Source organism: Pseudomonas sp. P116 (genome assembly GCF_020149425.1).
Taxonomy (GTDB): Bacteria; Pseudomonadota; Gammaproteobacteria; order Pseudomonadales; family Pseudomonadaceae; genus Aquipseudomonas; species Aquipseudomonas anatoliensis.
Genome location: NZ_JACVHB010000001.1, coordinates 728,953 through 746,039 on the forward strand (window position 1 = coordinate 728,953; position 17,087 = coordinate 746,039).

The 17,087-nt window shown below is 60.2% G+C and carries 21 protein-coding genes; 4 read left to right on the forward strand and 17 right to left on the reverse strand.

Going from position 1 to position 17,087, the window contains the following annotated elements; all coding sequences use genetic code 11:
- Positions 1-135: 135 nt before the first annotated feature.
- Together ICA15_RS03605 and ICA15_RS03610 are read left to right on the forward strand one after the other, a co-directional pair.
- Entirely contained in the window at positions 136-1,134 is a 999-nt protein-coding gene (locus tag ICA15_RS03605) for a sulfate ABC transporter substrate-binding protein (RefSeq protein ID WP_210553685.1), read from the forward strand.
- 459 nt (positions 1,135-1,593) lie between these two features.
- Positions 1,594-2,781: an MFS transporter gene (locus ICA15_RS03610; protein WP_150597142.1), complete on the forward strand. Its 1,188-nt coding sequence runs from the start codon at positions 1,594-1,596 to the stop codon at positions 2,779-2,781.
- A gap of 68 nt (positions 2,782-2,849) precedes the next feature.
- On the opposite strand, the gene ICA15_RS03615 is transcribed toward ICA15_RS03610, so the two are convergent.
- From ICA15_RS03615 to ccmA, 12 genes are all read right to left on the reverse strand, one after another.
- Positions 2,850-3,254 carry a type II toxin-antitoxin system HicB family antitoxin gene (locus tag ICA15_RS03615; protein ID WP_150601192.1) on the reverse strand — a complete coding sequence of 135 codons (405 nt, stop codon included), beginning with the start codon at positions 3,252-3,254 and terminating at the stop codon, positions 2,850-2,852.
- A complete protein-coding gene (locus ICA15_RS03620; RefSeq protein ID WP_210553686.1) occupies positions 3,254-3,466 on the reverse strand; it encodes a type II toxin-antitoxin system HicA family toxin in 213 nt (70 codons plus the stop codon). Before ICA15_RS03620 ends, ICA15_RS03615 begins: the two co-directional genes overlap by 1 nt.
- A gap of 208 nt (positions 3,467-3,674) precedes the next feature.
- Positions 3,675-4,079 carry a hypothetical protein gene (locus ICA15_RS03625; protein ID WP_150601188.1) on the reverse strand — a complete coding sequence of 135 codons (405 nt, stop codon included), beginning with the start codon at positions 4,077-4,079 and terminating at the stop codon, positions 3,675-3,677.
- Positions 4,080-4,103: 24 nt separating this feature from the next.
- A complete protein-coding gene (gene ccmI / locus ICA15_RS03630) occupies positions 4,104-5,303 on the reverse strand; it encodes a c-type cytochrome biogenesis protein CcmI (RefSeq protein WP_210553687.1) in 1,200 nt (399 codons plus the stop codon).
- The gene (locus tag ICA15_RS03635; RefSeq protein WP_150601186.1) at positions 5,300-5,770 is read right to left on the reverse strand and encodes a cytochrome c-type biogenesis protein; all 471 of its coding nucleotides are present in this window, start codon (positions 5,768-5,770) and stop codon (positions 5,300-5,302) included. The genes ccmI and ICA15_RS03635 overlap by 4 nt, the downstream gene beginning before the upstream one ends.
- A complete protein-coding gene (locus ICA15_RS03640; RefSeq protein WP_210553688.1) occupies positions 5,767-6,303 on the reverse strand; it encodes a DsbE family thiol:disulfide interchange protein in 537 nt (178 codons plus the stop codon). Before ICA15_RS03640 ends, ICA15_RS03635 begins: the two co-directional genes overlap by 4 nt.
- Positions 6,300-8,288 carry a heme lyase CcmF/NrfE family subunit gene (locus ICA15_RS03645; protein WP_150618525.1) on the reverse strand — a complete coding sequence of 663 codons (1,989 nt, stop codon included), beginning with the start codon at positions 8,286-8,288 and terminating at the stop codon, positions 6,300-6,302. Before ICA15_RS03645 ends, ICA15_RS03640 begins: the two co-directional genes overlap by 4 nt.
- A gap of 3 nt (positions 8,289-8,291) precedes the next feature.
- Entirely contained in the window at positions 8,292-8,747 is a 456-nt protein-coding gene (gene ccmE / locus ICA15_RS03650) for a cytochrome c maturation protein CcmE (protein WP_150601183.1), read from the reverse strand.
- A complete protein-coding gene (gene ccmD / locus ICA15_RS03655; protein WP_007959239.1) occupies positions 8,744-8,920 on the reverse strand; it encodes a heme exporter protein CcmD in 177 nt (58 codons plus the stop codon). The genes ccmE and ccmD overlap by 4 nt, the downstream gene beginning before the upstream one ends.
- Positions 8,917-9,672 carry a heme ABC transporter permease gene (locus ICA15_RS03660; protein ID WP_150601182.1) on the reverse strand — a complete coding sequence of 252 codons (756 nt, stop codon included), beginning with the start codon at positions 9,670-9,672 and terminating at the stop codon, positions 8,917-8,919. The genes ccmD and ICA15_RS03660 overlap by 4 nt, the downstream gene beginning before the upstream one ends.
- Positions 9,673-9,769: 97 nt before the next feature.
- Positions 9,770-10,438: a heme exporter protein CcmB gene (ccmB, locus tag ICA15_RS03665; protein ID WP_007919970.1), complete on the reverse strand. Its 669-nt coding sequence runs from the start codon at positions 10,436-10,438 to the stop codon at positions 9,770-9,772.
- Positions 10,435-11,070 carry a cytochrome c biogenesis heme-transporting ATPase CcmA gene (gene ccmA, locus ICA15_RS03670; protein WP_210553689.1) on the reverse strand — a complete coding sequence of 212 codons (636 nt, stop codon included), beginning with the start codon at positions 11,068-11,070 and terminating at the stop codon, positions 10,435-10,437. The genes ccmB and ccmA overlap by 4 nt, the downstream gene beginning before the upstream one ends.
- Positions 11,071-11,267: 197 nt before the next feature.
- Between ccmA and ICA15_RS03675 the strand changes: the two genes are divergently transcribed.
- Positions 11,268-12,842, forward strand: coding sequence for a flagellar hook-length control protein FliK (locus ICA15_RS03675; RefSeq protein WP_150618521.1), 1,575 nt, complete (start codon positions 11,268-11,270; stop codon positions 12,840-12,842).
- Positions 12,839-13,168 (forward strand): EscU/YscU/HrcU family type III secretion system export apparatus switch protein, encoded by a 330-nt coding sequence (locus ICA15_RS03680; protein ID WP_047300283.1) that lies wholly within the window; start codon positions 12,839-12,841, stop codon positions 13,166-13,168. The genes ICA15_RS03675 and ICA15_RS03680 overlap by 4 nt, the downstream gene beginning before the upstream one ends.
- Before the next feature lie 101 nt (positions 13,169-13,269).
- Here ICA15_RS03680 and ICA15_RS03685 read toward each other — a convergent pair whose 3' ends face one another.
- The 5 genes from ICA15_RS03685 to motD form a co-directional block, all read right to left on the reverse strand.
- Complete coding sequence (locus ICA15_RS03685) at positions 13,270-13,662, reverse strand: DUF2802 domain-containing protein (protein ID WP_047300282.1); 393 nt, start codon at positions 13,660-13,662, stop codon at positions 13,270-13,272.
- On the reverse strand, positions 13,663-14,148 hold the full coding sequence (locus tag ICA15_RS03690) for a chemotaxis protein CheW (protein WP_108226832.1): 486 nt from the start codon (positions 14,146-14,148) through the stop codon (positions 13,663-13,665). It lies immediately after the preceding gene.
- A 74-nt stretch (positions 14,149-14,222) separates the two neighbouring features.
- A complete protein-coding gene (locus ICA15_RS03695) occupies positions 14,223-15,167 on the reverse strand; it encodes a CheW domain-containing protein (protein WP_210553690.1) in 945 nt (314 codons plus the stop codon).
- Positions 15,168-15,362: 195 nt separating this feature from the next.
- On the reverse strand, positions 15,363-16,151 hold the full coding sequence (locus tag ICA15_RS03700) for a ParA family protein (protein ID WP_150601177.1): 789 nt from the start codon (positions 16,149-16,151) through the stop codon (positions 15,363-15,365).
- A gap of 43 nt (positions 16,152-16,194) precedes the next feature.
- The gene (gene motD / locus ICA15_RS03705; protein ID WP_150601176.1) at positions 16,195-17,085 is read right to left on the reverse strand and encodes a flagellar motor protein MotD; all 891 of its coding nucleotides are present in this window, start codon (positions 17,083-17,085) and stop codon (positions 16,195-16,197) included.
- Between the last annotated feature and the right edge of the window lie 2 nt (positions 17,086-17,087).

The window sequence follows — 17,087 nt, forward strand, 5'->3', positions numbered from 1 at the left end:
TTATAGTCAGTGGCAATTAAACATCACTCCCTGTAGGAGCTGCCGAAGGCTGCGATCTTTTGATGTTTGTCTATAAGATCAAAAGATCGCAGGCCTTCTGCAGCTCCTACATACATAAACAACAAGGAATGCGCAGTGAAAAAACTCTTTGGCGCCTCACTTCTCGCCGCTGGTCTCGCGTTCGGCAGCGTGGCTCAAGCCGCACCGACCCTGCTCAACGTTTCATACGACGTGATGCGCGATTTCTACAAGGACTACAACACTGCGTTCCAGAAACACTGGCAAGCCGAGCACAACGAAAACATCACCGTGCAGATGTCCTTCGGCGGTTCGAGCAAGCAGGCGCGGTCGGTCATCGACGGCTTGCCGGCTGACGTCATCACCATGAACATGGCGACCGACATCAACGCCCTCGCCGACAACGGCAAACTGGTGCCGGAGAACTGGGTCACACGCCTGCCAAACAACAGCGCGCCGTTCACTTCCGCCACCGTGTTCATCGTCCGCAAAGGCAACCCGAAAGCCCTGAAAGACTGGCCGGATCTGCTCAAGGATGGCGTACAAGTGATCGTGCCGAACCCGAAAACGTCGGGCAACGGTCGCTATACCTACCTGTCGGCATGGGGCTATGTGCTGAAGAACGGCGGTGACGAGAACAAGGCCAAGGAGTTCGTCGGCAAACTGTTCAAGCAAGCGCCAGTGCTCGATACCGGTGGCCGCGCCGCCACCACCACGTTCATGACCAACCAGATCGGCGACGTGCTGGTGACCTTCGAGAATGAAGCCGAAATGATCGCTCGCGAATTTGGTCGGGATCAGTTTGAAGTCGTCTACCCAAGTGTCTCCGCCGAGGCCGAGCCACCGGTTTCGGTGGTCGACAAAGTCGTCGACAAGAAAGGCTCGCGTGCGGCCGCTGATGAATATCTGAAGTACCTGTGGTCGCCACAAGGCCAGGAAATTGCTGCGGCCAACTACCTGCGTCCGCGTGATCCGGCGGTGCTGGCGAAGTACACCGATCGTTTCCCGAAAGTTGATTTCCTCTCGGTGGAGAAGACTTTTGGCGACTGGCGCACCGTGCAAAAGACGCACTTTAATGATGGTGGGGTTTTTGATCAGATTTACACGGGGCAGTAAGGTTTAAGCGGTGATGAAAAAGGCGACCTCGGCAGGTCGCCTTTTTTGTGGCCAGAATTCACCCTCACCCCAACCCTCCCGAAACGGACCGCCCGGAGGGAGAGGGGGCCGACCGCGTTGTTTTGCGTCATGCGTCGACCTGAAAGATTGTGGCGATTATGGATTCGGTCACGCTCGTTCAGGTCGGCGTATTTCTCAAGCATCCCCCAATCAGTTCCCTCTCCCTCGGGAGAGGGCTAGGGTGAGGGGGGAGCTTGTGATCATAAGCACGCTATCGAACAGATGTAAGTGAATGTATCATCGACGCTCATCGGTCGGACGCAAGGTCCACCCAGGATGACACGCTGAAACACCCCAACATCGCGCACCTTGATAACTGATATCAACCCAAGGCGTCTTCTGCCCGCCCCGTTTGTCCCATAGCCTCACCGCATTCCTTTCGCTGGATCGAGAAACCCTATGACCGCCACGACTCACGCAATGACCCGAGGCATGGTGCTGCTGTTCGCATTCTGCTGCGGCGCCATCGTTGCCAACATCTACTACGCGCAGCCGATCATCGGCCTGATCGCGCCAGACATCGGTCTGACCGACACTATGGCCAGTTTCATCGTCTCGCTGACGCAGATCGGCTACGCGCTGGGCCTGTTCTTTCTGGTGCCGTTGGCGGACCTGCTGGAAAACCGTCGGTTGATGATCATCACCACCGTCGTGGCGATTGCGAGCCTGCTGGCTGCGGCGTTCACCGACCAGCCCAACCTGTTTCTGCTGATCTCGTTGCTGGTTGGCTTCAGTTCGGTGTCGGTGCAGATCCTGATTCCATTGGCCGCACATCTGGCGCCTGAGGAATCTCGCGGCCGAGTTGTCGGCGGAATCATGGGCGGCTTGCTGCTGGGCATCCTGTTAGCGCGGCCGGTGTCGAGCGTGGTCGCTGACCACTTGGGCTGGCGGGCAATGTTCATGATCGCGGCGGCGTTGATGGCGGCGATCAGCGTGGTGCTGGCACTGACAGTTCCCAAGCGCCAACCCGATCACAGCGCGTCCTACGGCCAATTGCTCGGCTCGCTGTGGACACTGTTGCGCCAGCAACCGGTGCTGCGTCAGCGTGCGTTTTATCAGGGCTGCATGTTCGCCGCGTTCAGTCTGTTCTGGACCGCAGTGCCGCTGGAACTGGCGCGCAATCATGGTCTGTCGCAAACCGAGATCGCGATCTTCGCCCTGGTCGGCGCCATCGGTGCCATCGCCGCGCCAATCAGCGGCCGCCTGGCCGATGCCGGCCACACACGCATCGCGTCCTTGCTGGCCATGCTGTTCGCCAGTCTGAGCTTCCTGCCCGCCTTCATCCACCCGGCCTACAGCGTCATCGGCCTGGCCGTGACCGGCGTCGTCCTCGACTTCTGCGTGCAGATGAACATGGTGCTCGGCCAACGTGCGGTGTACTCGCTGGACGCCAAAAGCCGTGGTCGTCTGAACGCGCTGTACATGACCAGCATCTTCATCGGCGGCGCTTTCGGCTCGTCGGTGGCCAGCGCGGTGTATGAGCATGGTGGCTGGTTGTGGATCGTGATTGTCGGCAGTGTGTTTCCGTTGCTGGCGTTGTTGCGGTTTTTGAGTGTTTCCGAAAAGCGCTCACTGGCGGCTGCCTGACACGCTAAAAATATCGCCAGCAGACTCGCCCCCACAGGTTAAGCACTGACCCTGTGGGGGCGTTGTCGTCAATATCGAACCAATTTTTCCATCGCCGCATCCGCCAGAAACGAGGAGCGGCTTTTGACGTTGTGCTCGCGCACATAACGGTCGATTCGCTGGATCACATAACCGGGCAGCGTCACATTGACCTTTTCGGTCTTGCCCAGATACGGCGAGATATCCAGCTCCAGCATGCCCCAGCCCATCTCGGCAAATTCCGGATTATTGCGATGTGCCGCCGCCGAGGTTGGCAGCGGAACCGAATGCCCATCCGCCACAATCTCTTGCAGCATGATGTGCGCGATCTCAACTGCCGCGTTGTAGGCATCTTCAAAGGTATCCCCGGCCGTTACGGCGCCAGGAATATCGGGGATCTGAATACCAATGGCGGTGCTCTCATCGCCCCACTCGATGCAGATTGGATATTGCATTATGGATCTCCTTCATAGCTGGCTGGCGGGTTGTCCAACCCGGCACGCCTCCTGATGCTTTTGACCGTTCCCAATGGCAAATCCTTTTTCGGATGCGGGACGGGAATCGTGTTCGGGTTGTAACGGTGCCTGAAGATGTGATGACTGCCGGTGACACGATCCAGCGTCCAACCTGCTTCCTCCAGCTCCTTGATCAATAACCTGCTTTGCACCAATCGCCTCCTTGCCAAGGCCCGTTAAAAATAACTCTAGAGTTATCTTTACTCAAGCACAGAAAGTGGCAGTGCGACGTCTGGTTGTTTTACAGGGTGTGATTGGAACCGCAAAACCCTGAGCTTTGCGCAGCACTTCCTTGAGCAATTTCTGTGTGAACCCAACAGGCACACAGCAAAACGGCGATCCGAGGATCGCCGTTTTCAATTACTGCCCGAATTTCTTGCCCAACCCCGGCGGCACGCCGTGGATGTTGGTGTCTTCCCATGGGCCGTTGGGGCTGACCGCGCGGCTCCAGCCGTTGTTCCAGCGGTAGTAGGTGCGCTGGCGATAGAAGGTGTTGGTCTGATCGTCCAGGACGTAGACGCCGAGTTTCTGATCCCAGTGGCTGTTGCCGCCCGGTGGTGGGGCGAAGCTGGCCGAGGTGCGCGGGACGGGTTTTGCCGGTTTGGCCGGGATGCTTTTGCCTGGGGCCGGCGAAGTCGACGGGGTCGGGCTTGGCTGTGAGGGCGGAATCGGCGGCAGGTTGGTGGTCGGTTCCGGTCGTTGCACCGCACATGCACTCAAGCCCAGGGCCAGTGTGAGGACTGTGATTCGGGCGATGGTGTGCATGTCGGTGCTTTCCTGTGGTTCCGGTTATTTATCCGGGCGGTCGATGGTCAGTTTTTGCGGCGCGGTGGTGCTGCTGGGCAGAGGCCCGCTGCGACCGACCCATTCACCAGCAGTCGGTTTGCCTGCACGGGAGACGCGCGCAACCAGTTGGACTTCAGGGAAGTTCGACAGTTTCAACTGCGGCATCATTGCGTCGGCATCGCCCAGTTCGACAGTCACCGGCAGATCAGCGACGGTCAGACGCTTGGCCGCCAATGGCGCCGGCGGACCAGACGTAGCGCGGGCGAAAATGAACACGCTGTCGCCCGGCTGCACCTTGCCTTTGAGTTCGCTGGCCAGTTCGACGCTGACTTTCAACAAAGCAGCTTTCGGCGCTGTGGCCTCAGCGACTGTGCCGCCACTGGCCTTAAGACGCTCGGCTGCTCGTTCGATCCCGACTTGCAGTGCGGCCCGGGATTTGTCGTCCGGCGGCAGTTGCGCCAGCAAACGGTTCCAGTAATCGATGGCTTGCTGATAACGCTCGCCTTCGAACGCGGCGATGCCCAGCAGGCCGAGGCTGGTGACTTCTTTCGGGTCAGCCTTCAGCGCTTCGTCGGTCAGGGCCTGAATCTTGTCAGACCACTTTTTACCGTCGGCAAAATACTGTGCCTGCGCCCACTGACCAAGCAACTCAGGTTGGCGACCGGCGAGGTTGGCGGCGCGCTCGAACATCTTCGCCGCGTCCGCCGGACGCTCCTGAGCCATGTAGGTACGGCCGAGGAAGTAGAGGCCTTCAGCGGAATCCGGTTGCGCCGCAACGGCGCGCTCCAGACGCTGGGTCATCTCTTCCATCGACTGCGGCGCCTGGGCGAATTCGCGGGTCAGTTCAACCTTGTCGGCGGCGCCGAAGTGCAAGTACAGCGCCAGGCCCAATACCGGCACCAACACGGCAGCCAGCAGCGGCAACGGCTTGCCCAGTCGGGACACCCGCGGCGCGGTAACGCCTTCGGTATCGGCGAGCAGCTCACGCGCGGCTTCAGCGCGGCCGCTGTCCATTTGCGCGGCATCGAGTACGCCCTCGGCCTGTTGCGTTTGCAACTCGGCAACGCGTTCCTGATAGAGCGCGACGTTCAGGGCAGTACGATCCTCTTCACGCTGGGCGCGACGTTCACGCAACACCGGGATCAGCAGAAAACTCAGGGCGACCAGAAGCAACAGCCCTGCGGCAAGCCAGAAATCAATCATTCTTGGTTTTTATCCAACAGTTGGTCGAGGCGCTGACGTTCTTCGGCAGACAGCGATTGCGGTGTCTCGGCGCGTTGTCCGCGACGGCGGCGGACGATCACCGCGATCACCACAAAACCACCGAGCAGCAGACCGGCCGGGCCAAACCACAGCAGCGCGGTCTTGGCGTTCAGTGCAGGTTTGTAGCGGACGAAATCACCGTAGCGGTCGACCATGAAGTCGATGATCTGCTGATTGTCCTTGCCCTCGCCCAGCATACGGAAAATCTCTTTGCGCAGGTCGGCGGCAATCGGGGCATTGGAGTCGGCGATGTCCTGGTTCTGGCACTTGGGGCAGCGCAGTTCCTTGGTCAGTTCGCGGAAACGCTCGCGGTCGCCTTCTTTGGCGAACTCGTAAGTGTCGATGGCCGCGTGAGCCACGCCGACCAGACTCAAGCCCAGCACCAGGGCAGCTAAAAAGCGCTTCATGGCTTGGCCTCATCGACCAGCGCCTGGTACTTCGCCGCGAGTTTTTCGCGCCAGACCTGCTCGTCGATCACACCGACGTACTTGTCGCGAATGATGCCCTTGGCGTCGATGAAAAAGGTTTCCGGCGCACCATAAACACCGAGGTTCAAGCCCAGCGAGCCTTCGTCGTCACGGATGTCGAGCTGATAAGGATTGTGGAACTCGGCCAGCCACTTCAAGGCATCGGCGTTGATGTCCTTGTAGTTGATGCCGTAGATCACCACGCCGCGCTCGGCGAGTTTGTTCAGCACCGGGTGCTCGACCCGGCAGGAAATGCACCAGGTGCCCCAGACGTTGACCAGTGCCGGTTTGCCGAGAATGTCAGCCTTGGTCAAAGTCTTGTCGCCCTGCACATTTGGCAGGGAAAACTCCGGGAATGGTTTGTTGATCATCGCCGACGGCAGTTCCGCCGGATCAAGGTACAGACCGCGATAAAGGAATACCGCCACCAGCAGGAAAATCGCCAGGGGCACCAGCATCAACCAACGTCTCATGCAGCCGCTCCTTCCATGCCCAGCGCTTCACGCACACGGGCTTTAACCTTGACTCGGTAGCGTCGATCCATCGCCGCCAGCAACCCGCCGAAACCGGTCAGCAAGCCGCCGAACCAGATCCAGCGCACGAACGGTTTGACGTGTACGCGCACCGCCCACGCGCCGTTTTCCAGCGGTTCACCCAATGCGACGTAGAGGTCACGGGTGAAACCGGCGTCAATCCCGGCTTCGGTCATCACCGAGTTCTGCACGGTGTATAGACGCTTCTCAGGGTGCAGCACGCTGATTTCCTTGCCGTCACGGATCACCCGGATTGTGCCCTTGTCGGACGTGAAGTTCGGCCCTTCGAAGTGCTTGGCGCCTTCGAACACAAACTGGTAACCGCCCAGATCCATCGACTCGCCCGGTGCCAGACGCAGGTCGCGCTCGGCACTGTTCTGGCTCGACAACACCACGCCCAACGCGCAAACGGCGATACCGAGGTGAGCGATCTGCATGCCCCAGTAGCTGCGAGTCAGGGTTGGCAGGCCCTTGATCAGGCCTTTGTGGCGGGTCTTGTCGAAGATGTCGCGCACACCGGCCAGCAATACCCACGCGGCGAGCAGGAAGGTGGCGATCACCGCCCAGTTGAAATCGCCGTAAGCAATACCGGCGATGACGGCCAAAGCAACGCTGCCGAGCAGCACGGGGGCCAGCATGTTCAACAGCCATTTCACCGGAGTGTCTTTCCAGCGCACGAGCATGCCCACCGCCATCACTATCATCAACAGCGCCATCAACGGAATGAACAGCGCGTTGAAGTACGGCGGCCCGACCGACAGTTTGGCGCCGCTCAAGGCATCGAGAATCAGCGGGTACAAGGTGCCGAGCAGGATCATCGACGCCGCCACGACCAATACCAGGTTGTTGCCCAGCAGCAGGGTTTCCCGCGACCACAGGTTGAAGCCGACCTGGCTTTTTACGACCGGCGCGCGCAATGCAAACAGAGTCAGCGAACCACCGACGACAAACAGCAGGAAGATCAGGATGAACACGCCGCGCTCCGGGTCGGACGCAAATGCGTGCACCGAAGTCAGCACACCGGAACGCACCAGGAACGTACCGAGCAGGCTCAGCGAGAAAGCGGCAATCGCCAGCAACACCGTCCAGCTTTTAAACACGCCACGTTTCTCGGTAACCGCCAGCGAGTGAATCAGCGCGGTGCCGACCAGCCATGGCATGAACGAGGCGTTTTCCACCGGGTCCCAGAACCACCAGCCGCCCCAGCCGAGTTCGTAGTAAGCCCACCACGACCCGAGGGTGATACCGATACCGAGGAAGGCCCAGGCCACAATCGTCCAAGGACGCGACCAGCGCGCCCACGCCGCATCAAGACGACCGCCCATCAATGCCGCGATGGCGAACGCGAACGCCACCGAGAATCCGACATAACCCATGTACAACATCGGCGGATGCACGATCAGGCCGATGTCTTGCAACAAGGGATTCAGGTCGGCGCCATCGCTGGGCATTTGCGGCAGGATGCGTTTGAACGGGTTGGACGTGAGGATCAGGAACAGCAGGAAACCGGTGCTGATCATGCCCATCACTGCCAGGACGCGGGCGAGCATGACTTGCGGCAACTGGCGCGAGAACACCGACACGGCGAACGTCCAGCCGCCGAGGATCAATGCCCACAGCAACAACGAGCCTTCGTGGGCGCCCCACACCGCGCTGAATTTGTAATACCACGGCAACGCGCTGTTGGAGTTGTTGGCCACATAGGCGACGGAGAAGTCATCGGCCATGAACGCGTAGGTCAGGCAGCCGAAAGCGAACAGCAAAAACGCGAACTGCCCCCACGCGGCCGGCTGGGCCAGACTCATCCAGAAGCGGTCACCGCGCCAGGCACCGACCAATGGCACCACGGCCTGCACCAGCGCAAAACACAGCGCCAGAATCATCGCCAGATGGCCGAGCTCGGGAATAAAAATACCGGAAGTCATCAATCAACCCTCCTTCACTGGGGTCGGAGCGGATTGACCGCTGTCTTTCAACGCTTTGGTCACTTCCGGCGGCATGTACTTCTCGTCATGCTTGGCCAGCACTTCATCGGCGACGACGACACCGTCGGCGTTGATCTTGCCCAGGGCGACAATGCCCTGCCCTTCGCGGAACAGGTCCGGAAGGATGCCGCGATAGGTGATGGTCACGGATTTCTTGAAATCGGTGACGACGAATCTGACGTCCAGCGAATCCGGGGAGCGCTGCAGGGAGCCGGCCTCGACCATGCCGCCGGCGCGAATACGCGTGCCCTGTGGTGCTTCGCCGTTGGCAATCTGGGTTGGCGTGTAAAACAGGTTGATGTTTTCCTGCAGCGCGCTCAAGGCCAGGCCGACAGCCGCGCCGACCCCGACCAGAATTGCCAGAATGATGATCAGACGCTTTTTACGCAGCGGATTCACTTGCCGTTCTCCCGGCGCAGACGACGCGCCTCTTGTTGCAGATAGCGCTTGCGGGCGGCAATGGGCGCCGCGACGTTGAGGACCAGTACCGCCAGACAGATGCCGTAGGCCGACCAGACATACAGGCCATGATGGCCCATGGCGAGGAAGTCGCCGAATGAAGCAAAACTCATCGCGCGACCTCCAGACTGTTCTGCACTTCTTCTTTCACCCAACTGGCGCGGGCTTCGCGCTTGAGCACTTCAAGGCGCATGCGCAGCAACAGCACGGTGCCGAAGAAGCAGTAGAAACCCAACACCGTCAGCAGCAGCGGCAGCCACATTTCGACGGGCATCGCCGGTTTTTCGGTGAGGGTGAAAGTCGCGCCTTGGTGCAGGGTGTTCCACCACTCCACCGAGTATTTGATGATCGGGATGTTGATCACGCCGACGATGGCCAACACCGCGCAGGCCTTGGCGGCGCTGTCGCGGTTGCTGATGGCATTGCCCAGCGCGATCAGGCCGAAATACAGGAACAGCAGAATCAGCATCGAAGTCAGGCGCGCATCCCAGACCCACCACGAGCCCCACGTCGGTTTGCCCCAGATCGCCCCGGTGACCAGCGCCACGGCAGTCATCCACGCGCCAATCGGTGCGGCGCATTGCAGCGCGACGTCGGCCAGTTTCATCTTCCACACCAGACCGACCACACCGCACACCGCCAGCATCACGTAGATCGACTGAGCGAGCATCGCGGCGGGTACGTGAATGTAGATGATGCGAAAGCTGTTGCCTTGCTGATAATCCGGCGGCGCGAAGGCCAGGCCCCAGACAACGCCGACACCAATCAGCAGCAACGCTGCAATGCTCAACCACGGCAAGAACTTGCTGCTGATGCCGTAGAACCACTTGGGCGAGCCGAGCTTGTGAAACCAGGTCCAGTTCATACTGTATCCATCACGGGTGCCGCTCATCGGTGTGAGCTGGCATTTGGGTCATGCCTTTCTTGAAAAAAAGCGGTTAATTTTTAACCAGACCTCATTATTATTCGCCGACGCTGATCTTCAGGCCAGCCGCTATTGCAAAGGGTGTCAGGGTTATCGCCAGGGCGGTCAGGCTCCCAAGCCACAGCAGATAACCGGTCGCCGGCATGCCTTGCAAGGCTGCCTGCAAGGCGCCACTGCCGAGGATCAACACCGGGATGTACAACGGCAGAATCAGCAGCGCCAGCAACAGGCCGCCACGCTTCAAACCCACCGTCAACGCCGCGCCCACCGCGCCGAGCAAACTCAGCACCGGCGTACCCAGCAGCAACGACAACAGCAATACCGGCAGACAGGCAGCAGGCAAACCGAGCATCAACGCCAGCAAGGGTGAGAGCAAAACCAGCGCCAGACCGGAAAAGAGCCAGTGTGCCAGCACCTTGGCCAAGACCAGAAGTGGCAGCGGGTGCGACGAAAGGACCCACTGTTCAAGGGAGCCATCTTCGAAATCACTGCGGAAAAGCCCGTCCAGCGAGAGCAGCACCGACAAAAGCGCCGCCACCCAGACTAACCCCGGGGACAGGTTTTGCAACACTTGAGTTTCCGGGCCGACGGCCAGCGGGAACAAAGCGATGACGATGGCAAAGAAAATCAGTGGATTGGCCAGCTCCGCCGGGCGGCGAAACAGCAGTCGGGACTCACGGGCAACCAGCAGGCCGAACACGCTCATACTGCCCAGCTCCCCAAATCGATGTCGCGATAACCCGAAGGCATCCGGGTCAGGGTGTGGTGCGTGGTCAACACCACCAGACCGCCGCGCTCGCAGTGTGCGGCCAGATGTTCTTCGAGTTGCGCCACACCCTGTTTGTCGAGGGCGGTAAACGGCTCATCGAGAATCCACAGCGGCGGGCTATCGAGATACAGTCGCGCCAGCGCCACGCGGCGTTGTTGACCGGCGGACAGACTGTGGCAGGGAACATCTTCGAATCCGCGCAATCCTACTGCTGCCAAGGCTTGCCAGATGGCGTCGCGTTCGGCGGGATGATGCAGGGCGCAGAGCCACGACAGGTTCTCTTCCGGGCTCAGCAAGTCCTTGATCCCGGCGGCATGGCCGATCCACAACAGATTGCGCGCCAGTTCACTGCGCTGTCCGGTCAATGGCAGACCATTGAGCAGGACCTGACCTTCGGTCGGCTGCATCAGACCGGCCAGCAAACGCAGCAAACTGGTTTTACCGCTGCCGTTAGGGCCGCTGATCTGCACCATATCGCCGCTGACGAGTCGCAATTCGAGATTTTCGAAGAGCAGCCTCAGATCACGTTCACACGCGAGGGCAACGGTTTGCAGGACAGGACTGGTCAAGGGATCACGGGCCTTATACGGTTCAAGTCGGCTCTGGTGCGGCCGTTAAAGAGATGCAGCATAAATGCAATGACGGCTCGATCTAGAGAGCTGCGTCAAACAATTGCTATGTTTTTTGAACGAAGCGCAAGACGGGCGGCATTATACATGTCGTGCCTTACTCTCAAGAGTGCAATTTCCTCAGGTTGTGTCCGCGTATGACAGGCGAAATGAACATCCTCCCGCTCCCGACGACCACCCCGGCGACCGTTCGCCCGCAGGTCGGTGAGTTGCTCAAGCTGCTGACACCGGTCGAAGGCTTGATCGGGACCGGCCAGAGCGCCAAGGCTGAGGTGTTGTCGCTCAAGCAGGCGGATCAGACGTTTGAACTGCTGCTCAAGGTAACGCTGGACAGCGGCCGCCAGACCACCGTGCAAGCGACCAGTAATTTACCGCTGGCGCAAGGCACCAGTCTGGCGATCACCCAGCCGTCGGCGGGGAATCTGGCGATTACCGTGCAACAGGCCATTGCCAGCAGCGTTGCCACCCTCACCCGCATCGATACCGCGCAACTGCCCGTGGGCACCTTGCTGCAAGGCAAAGTGCTGACCTCTCAGGTGCTCCCGCAAACGCCGGGGCAAGCGACGGTGTTTCGTTCGATGGTCAGCCTGCTCAATACCGCCTTGAGCGGCAGTACATTGACCATCGAAAGCCCGCAGCCACTGCGCATCGGCACCCTGCTCTCGGCGTTGGTCGAAGATTCGCAGACGTTGAAATTCCTGCCATTGAGCAACCGTCAGGAGCAATTGGCGGTGAGCCAGCAACTGCTCGGCCAGCAAAGTCGTCAGGCTTCATTGACCGGTTTGCTGAATGCGTTGCAGAACCTGCCAGCCAACACCGATCAAACGTCGACAGATTTGCGCGCTGCGGTAGAACGCCTGCTCGCCAGCCTGCCGAACGTGCAACAACTGAGCACAGCCAAAGGTGTCGCCCAGGCCTTGGCCAACAGCGGCATGTTTCTGGAAGCCAAACTGCTGACCGGACAAACCCCGACGCTGGCCCCGGACATGAAAGCCGATCTGCTCAAACTGGTCGCGCAACTGACACCGGGGCTGCCGAGCAGCACCAGTTTCAACGCCATCATCGCCGCCAACACCCTCGCGCAGGCGATGCCGAGTTTCGTACGCAATGCCCTCGGCATGCTCGGCCAGGTGAGCGCCAAACCGCTGCCCAGCAGCTTCCCGCTGCCCGACCGCTTGCTGCAAAGCCAGGACGGCGAAGGTGATCTGGAGCATTTGCTGCGCCTCGCCGCTGCTGCCGTATCGCGCTTGCAAAGCCATCAGTTGTCGAGCCTGGAACAGACTGGCGTCACCGATGACGGGCGGCTGCTCAGCACCTGGCAGCTGGAAATCCCCATGCGCAACCTGCAAGACATCGTGCCATTGCAGGTCAAGTTCCAGCGCGAAGAAGCGCCGGAGAAAGAACCGCAACCGAACGAGCGCCGCGACGAACGCGAGCCCAAGCAGCAACTGTGGCGCGTCGACCTGGCGTTCGACATGGAACCGCTCGGGCCGATGCAGATTCAGGCGCAGTTGATCGCCGGCAGTCTGTCGGGCCAGCTGTGGGCCGAACGGCCGTACACCGCCGATCTGATCGAAAACAATCTGTTCGCGCTACGCCAGCGCCTGCTCGATCGTGGGCTCAACGTTGGCGATATCGACTGCCACCACGGCACCCCGCCACAAGGCAATCAAACCCGTCTCGACCACCGCTGGGTTGATGAAACCGCATGAATGACGCCACCGCTCCACGCCAGGCCATCGCCCTCAAATACGACGGCAACCACGCCCCGACGCTCACCGCCAAAGGTGATGACGAACTGGCCGAAGAAATCCTGCGGATCGCCCGCGACTGTGAAGTGCCGATCTATGAGAACGCCGAGCTGGTGCGACTGTTGGCACGAATGGAATTGGGCGACAGCATTCCCGAAGAGCTCTACCGCACCATCGCCGAGATCATTGCGTTTGCATGGAATCTGAAGGGGAAATTCCCCGAGGGACACGACCCGGATGCGCCAATGGTCGAGAAGGACATCACCGAGCGCGGGGATGATTATTAAGCCTTAAAAGCAAAAGATCGCAGCCTTCGGCAGCGCCTACAGGGAAATGCGAATTCCGTGCAGGAGCTGCCGAAGGCTGCGATCTTTTGATCTTGCTGGCTTCAGTTCTTGTGTAGCTTACGCATCAACTCCGCTTCAGCCTGAGTCAAGCCACAGGACTGAGTCAGCTCATCAACGCTCGCGCCCATCCCCACCAGTTTCGCCGCTTGGGCGAACGACAGGCTGGACGGGTCGCGCTGTTCCAGCTGAACGATTTTGTCCGGCAACGGACCGACTACCGCACGCAGTTCGTGCAGGGCTTCGCCCATGCGCACATTACCGTTCTGATAATCGTCAACGCGCTTGGCCAGTTCCTTGATGCGCTGATCACGCAGCGCATCGCCCTCGGCCTGCTGCGCAGCGATGACCCGCTGCGCCTTGATGTACGCCAGAAACATTGCCAGCGTGCCTGCCCAGAAGAGGAACAGGACAATGACCGCAACTTCGAGAATCAATCAGATGTTCTCCAGGTCCGACCATTCTTCTTCGCTCATCATCTTGTCCAGCTCGACCAGGATCAGCAACTCGTTGTTCTTGTTGCACACGCCCTGGATGAACTTGGCCGACTCTTCGTTGCCGACGTTTGGCGCCGTCTCGATTTCCGACTGACGCAGATAAACCACTTCGGCCACGCTGTCGACCATGATGCCGACGACTTGCTTGTCGGCTTCGATGATGACGATACGGGTGTTGTCGCTGATCTCGCCGCTGTTCAGGCCGAAGCGCTGACGGGTGTCGATCACAGTGACCACGTTACCGCGCAGGTTGATGATGCCCAGCACGTAGCTCGGCGCACCCGGCACCGGAGCGATCTCGGTGTAGCGCAGCACTTCCTGAACGCGCATCACGTTGATGCCGTAGGTTTCGTTATCCAGCTTGAAGGTTACCCATTGCAGGATCGGATCTTCAGAACCCTTTGCCGCCGTCGCCTTGTCGTTCATACCCTAGCCCCTCGAAGTACCGCGTGTGGCGGTTTATGTTTCGTTTTCCGGCATATCGAAGCCGGTACTGTCTGTTATGTCGGTTTGTGGTTCGGCTTACTGCCGGGCATGTGCTTTGCCCCGCCGCTGGCGATCAACTCGGCCAGTGCGGCAACATCGAGCAAGGCGCACATGTGTTCAATCACGGTGCCGGCAAGCCATGGCCGCTGACCCCGGTGACTTCTCCATTTGATTTCATTCGGATCAAGACGCAACGAACGACTGACCTGATGCACCGCCAGGCCCCACTCGTAACCTTGTACCGAAATCACGTACTGCAAGCCCTGACGGAAGTCATCGCGATAGCGATCCGGCATGACCCAGCGCGCGGTGTCCAATACTTTCAGGTTGCCGGCCTGGCTCGGCAGAATCCCGAGGAACCACTCCGGCTGACCGAACAGCGGCGTCAGCTCGTGGCCGGCCAGCGAGTAGATCGAGCCCAGGCAGACCAGTGGCACCGCCAGGGTCAACCCGGCGACATCGAACAGCAGGCATTCGAAGGCTTCGGAGGCCCAGGCCGGGCGGCCGTCGGTGTCGACCGGCGGCGGTGTGTTGCTTGGCGGCAGATGCACTTCCACCAGCGGCGTGACGAGCGCTTGAACAACCGGTTCGGCCGCTGGCGCTTCTGGCTCTGGCTCGACGGGTTCAGGCACAGCTTGCAGCAACTGCGTTTGCAGCAGCGGCGCAAGGGTCGACACCACACGCACAGGTTCAGCCGTTTCGAGCAACACCACGGGCGGCCTGACCACCGGGGCGGGTGCAGCTACCGGCGCAACAGGCCTTGCCGCTTTCTCGGCATCGCGCGCCTGCTCTTCAAGCACCGCCGCCTGGAACTCATCCAGCGCTTCGGCGCTTTCAATTACCTCAGGCTGCGAGGCGACCTGCACCGGCAACTCGTCCGGGATCTCCTCCAACAAGCTGTCCAGATAGGACTGCAACGCCATCTGCGGCTTGGAGGTCAACTTCACCGGCCGATTCATACACAACCCCCTGTAGGAGCTGCGGAACGCTGCGATCTTTGGATCTTTTCAGAAGCGCCACAAAGCCAGATCAAAAGATCGCAGCGTGCCGCAGCTCCTACACAAGGCAAAGTTCTTTTGATCTTTTCAGAAGCGCTGCAAAGCCAGATCAAAAGATCGCAGCGTGCCGCAGCTCCTACAGAGGGCAAAATCATCTCAAGCCACCTGCGCAACAAGTTGTTGCGCCAACAGATGCTTGAGCAGCGCGCGGTAAGCCAGCACGCCACGGCTCTTGCCGTCGAATTGCGATGGCGTGACACCCGCGCGGCTGGCGTCGCGCAGACGCGTATCGACCGGGATATAACCCTGCCAGATATCGTCGGGAAATTTGTCGCGCAGCACGCGCAAGGTATGCATCGAGGCCTGCGTACGACGGTCGAACAACGTCGGCACGATGCTGAACGGCAGCGCCTGCTTGCGCGAGCGGTTGATCATCGCCAGCGTGTTGACCATGCGCTCCAGGCCTTTGACGGCCAGGTGTTCGGTTTGCACCGGGATCACCAGTTGCTGGCTCGCCGCGAGGGCGTTGACCATCAGCACGCCGAGCAACGGCGGGCTGTCGATGACGGCGTAATCGAAGTCCTGCCACAACTGCGCCAGACTCTTGGCGATCACCAGCCCCAAGCCACTTTGCCCCGGCGACTGGCGCTCAAGCGTCGCCAGTGCGGTGCTCGAGGGCAGCAGGGAAATGCGTTCGTCACTGGTCGACAGCAGCAACTGCCCGGGCAAGCCTTGCGGCACGCTGCCCTTGTGCAGGAACAGGTCGTAGTTGCTGTGTTCCAGGCTGTCGGGGTCATAGCCGAAATAGCTGGTCATCGAGCCGTGCGGGTCGAGATCGACCACGACCACGCGCTTGCCCGCCTCGGCCAGCAATCCGGCTAAAGCGATGGAAGAGGTGGTTTTACCGACCCCACCCTTTTGATTGGCGACTGCCCAGACTCTCATTCAGTTCGTTCCTCCCGACCGAGATGCTCGGCCGAGACATGGCTCAGCGTATTAATGCGGGTGACGGAGAATTGACGGCACTCTCGCGTCCCGGCGTCTTGACCGGGGTCGGTGCAGTTTGTGTGCCAGCGCGCTTCAGTGCGGCATCCGGTTGCGCATGAGCGGTTCCGGTACCCGTCAGGCTACGGCGCACATCCAGATTGCGCGACACCACCAGCACCACGCGACGGTTTTTCCCCCGGCCTTCGGCGGTAGCGTTATTCGCTACTGGCTGGAATTCGCCGTAGCCCACCGAGGCCAGTCGACCAGGGTTGACGCCCTGCATCGCCAGCATGCGCACGATGCTCGCCGAGCGCGCCGAGGACAGCTCCCAGTTGGTCGGGTACTGCGCAGTGCGGATCGGCTGGTCGTCGGTAAAACCTTCGACGTGGATCGGGTTGTCGAACGGTTTGAGGATCGCGGCAACCTTGTCGATGATGTTGAAGGCGATGTCGCTCGGCATGGCGTCACCGCTGCCGAACAACAGGCTGGAGTTGAGTTCGATCTCGACCCACAACTCATTGCCGCGCACAGTCATCTGATTGGAGCTGATCAGGTCACCGAACGCGGCACTGATGTCGTCGGCAATGCTTTTCAGCGGATCACTGCCGCCGGCGATACCGGCGTCAATCTGTTCGGCGTCCTTGACCAGCGGCTTGGCCGGGGTCACGGTCTTCGGTCGCTCGTCGCCAATCGGAATCGGCTTGAGCGCGCGGTCGGAGTCGGTGAAGACCCCGACCAGCGCTTCGGAAATTTCCTTGTACTTGCCTTCGTTGATCGACGAGATCGAGTACATCACCACGAAGAAAGCGAACAGCAGCGTAATGAAGTCGGCGTAGGACACGAGCCAGCGCTCGTGATTAACGTGTTCTTCCTGATGCCTGCGACGAGCCATAG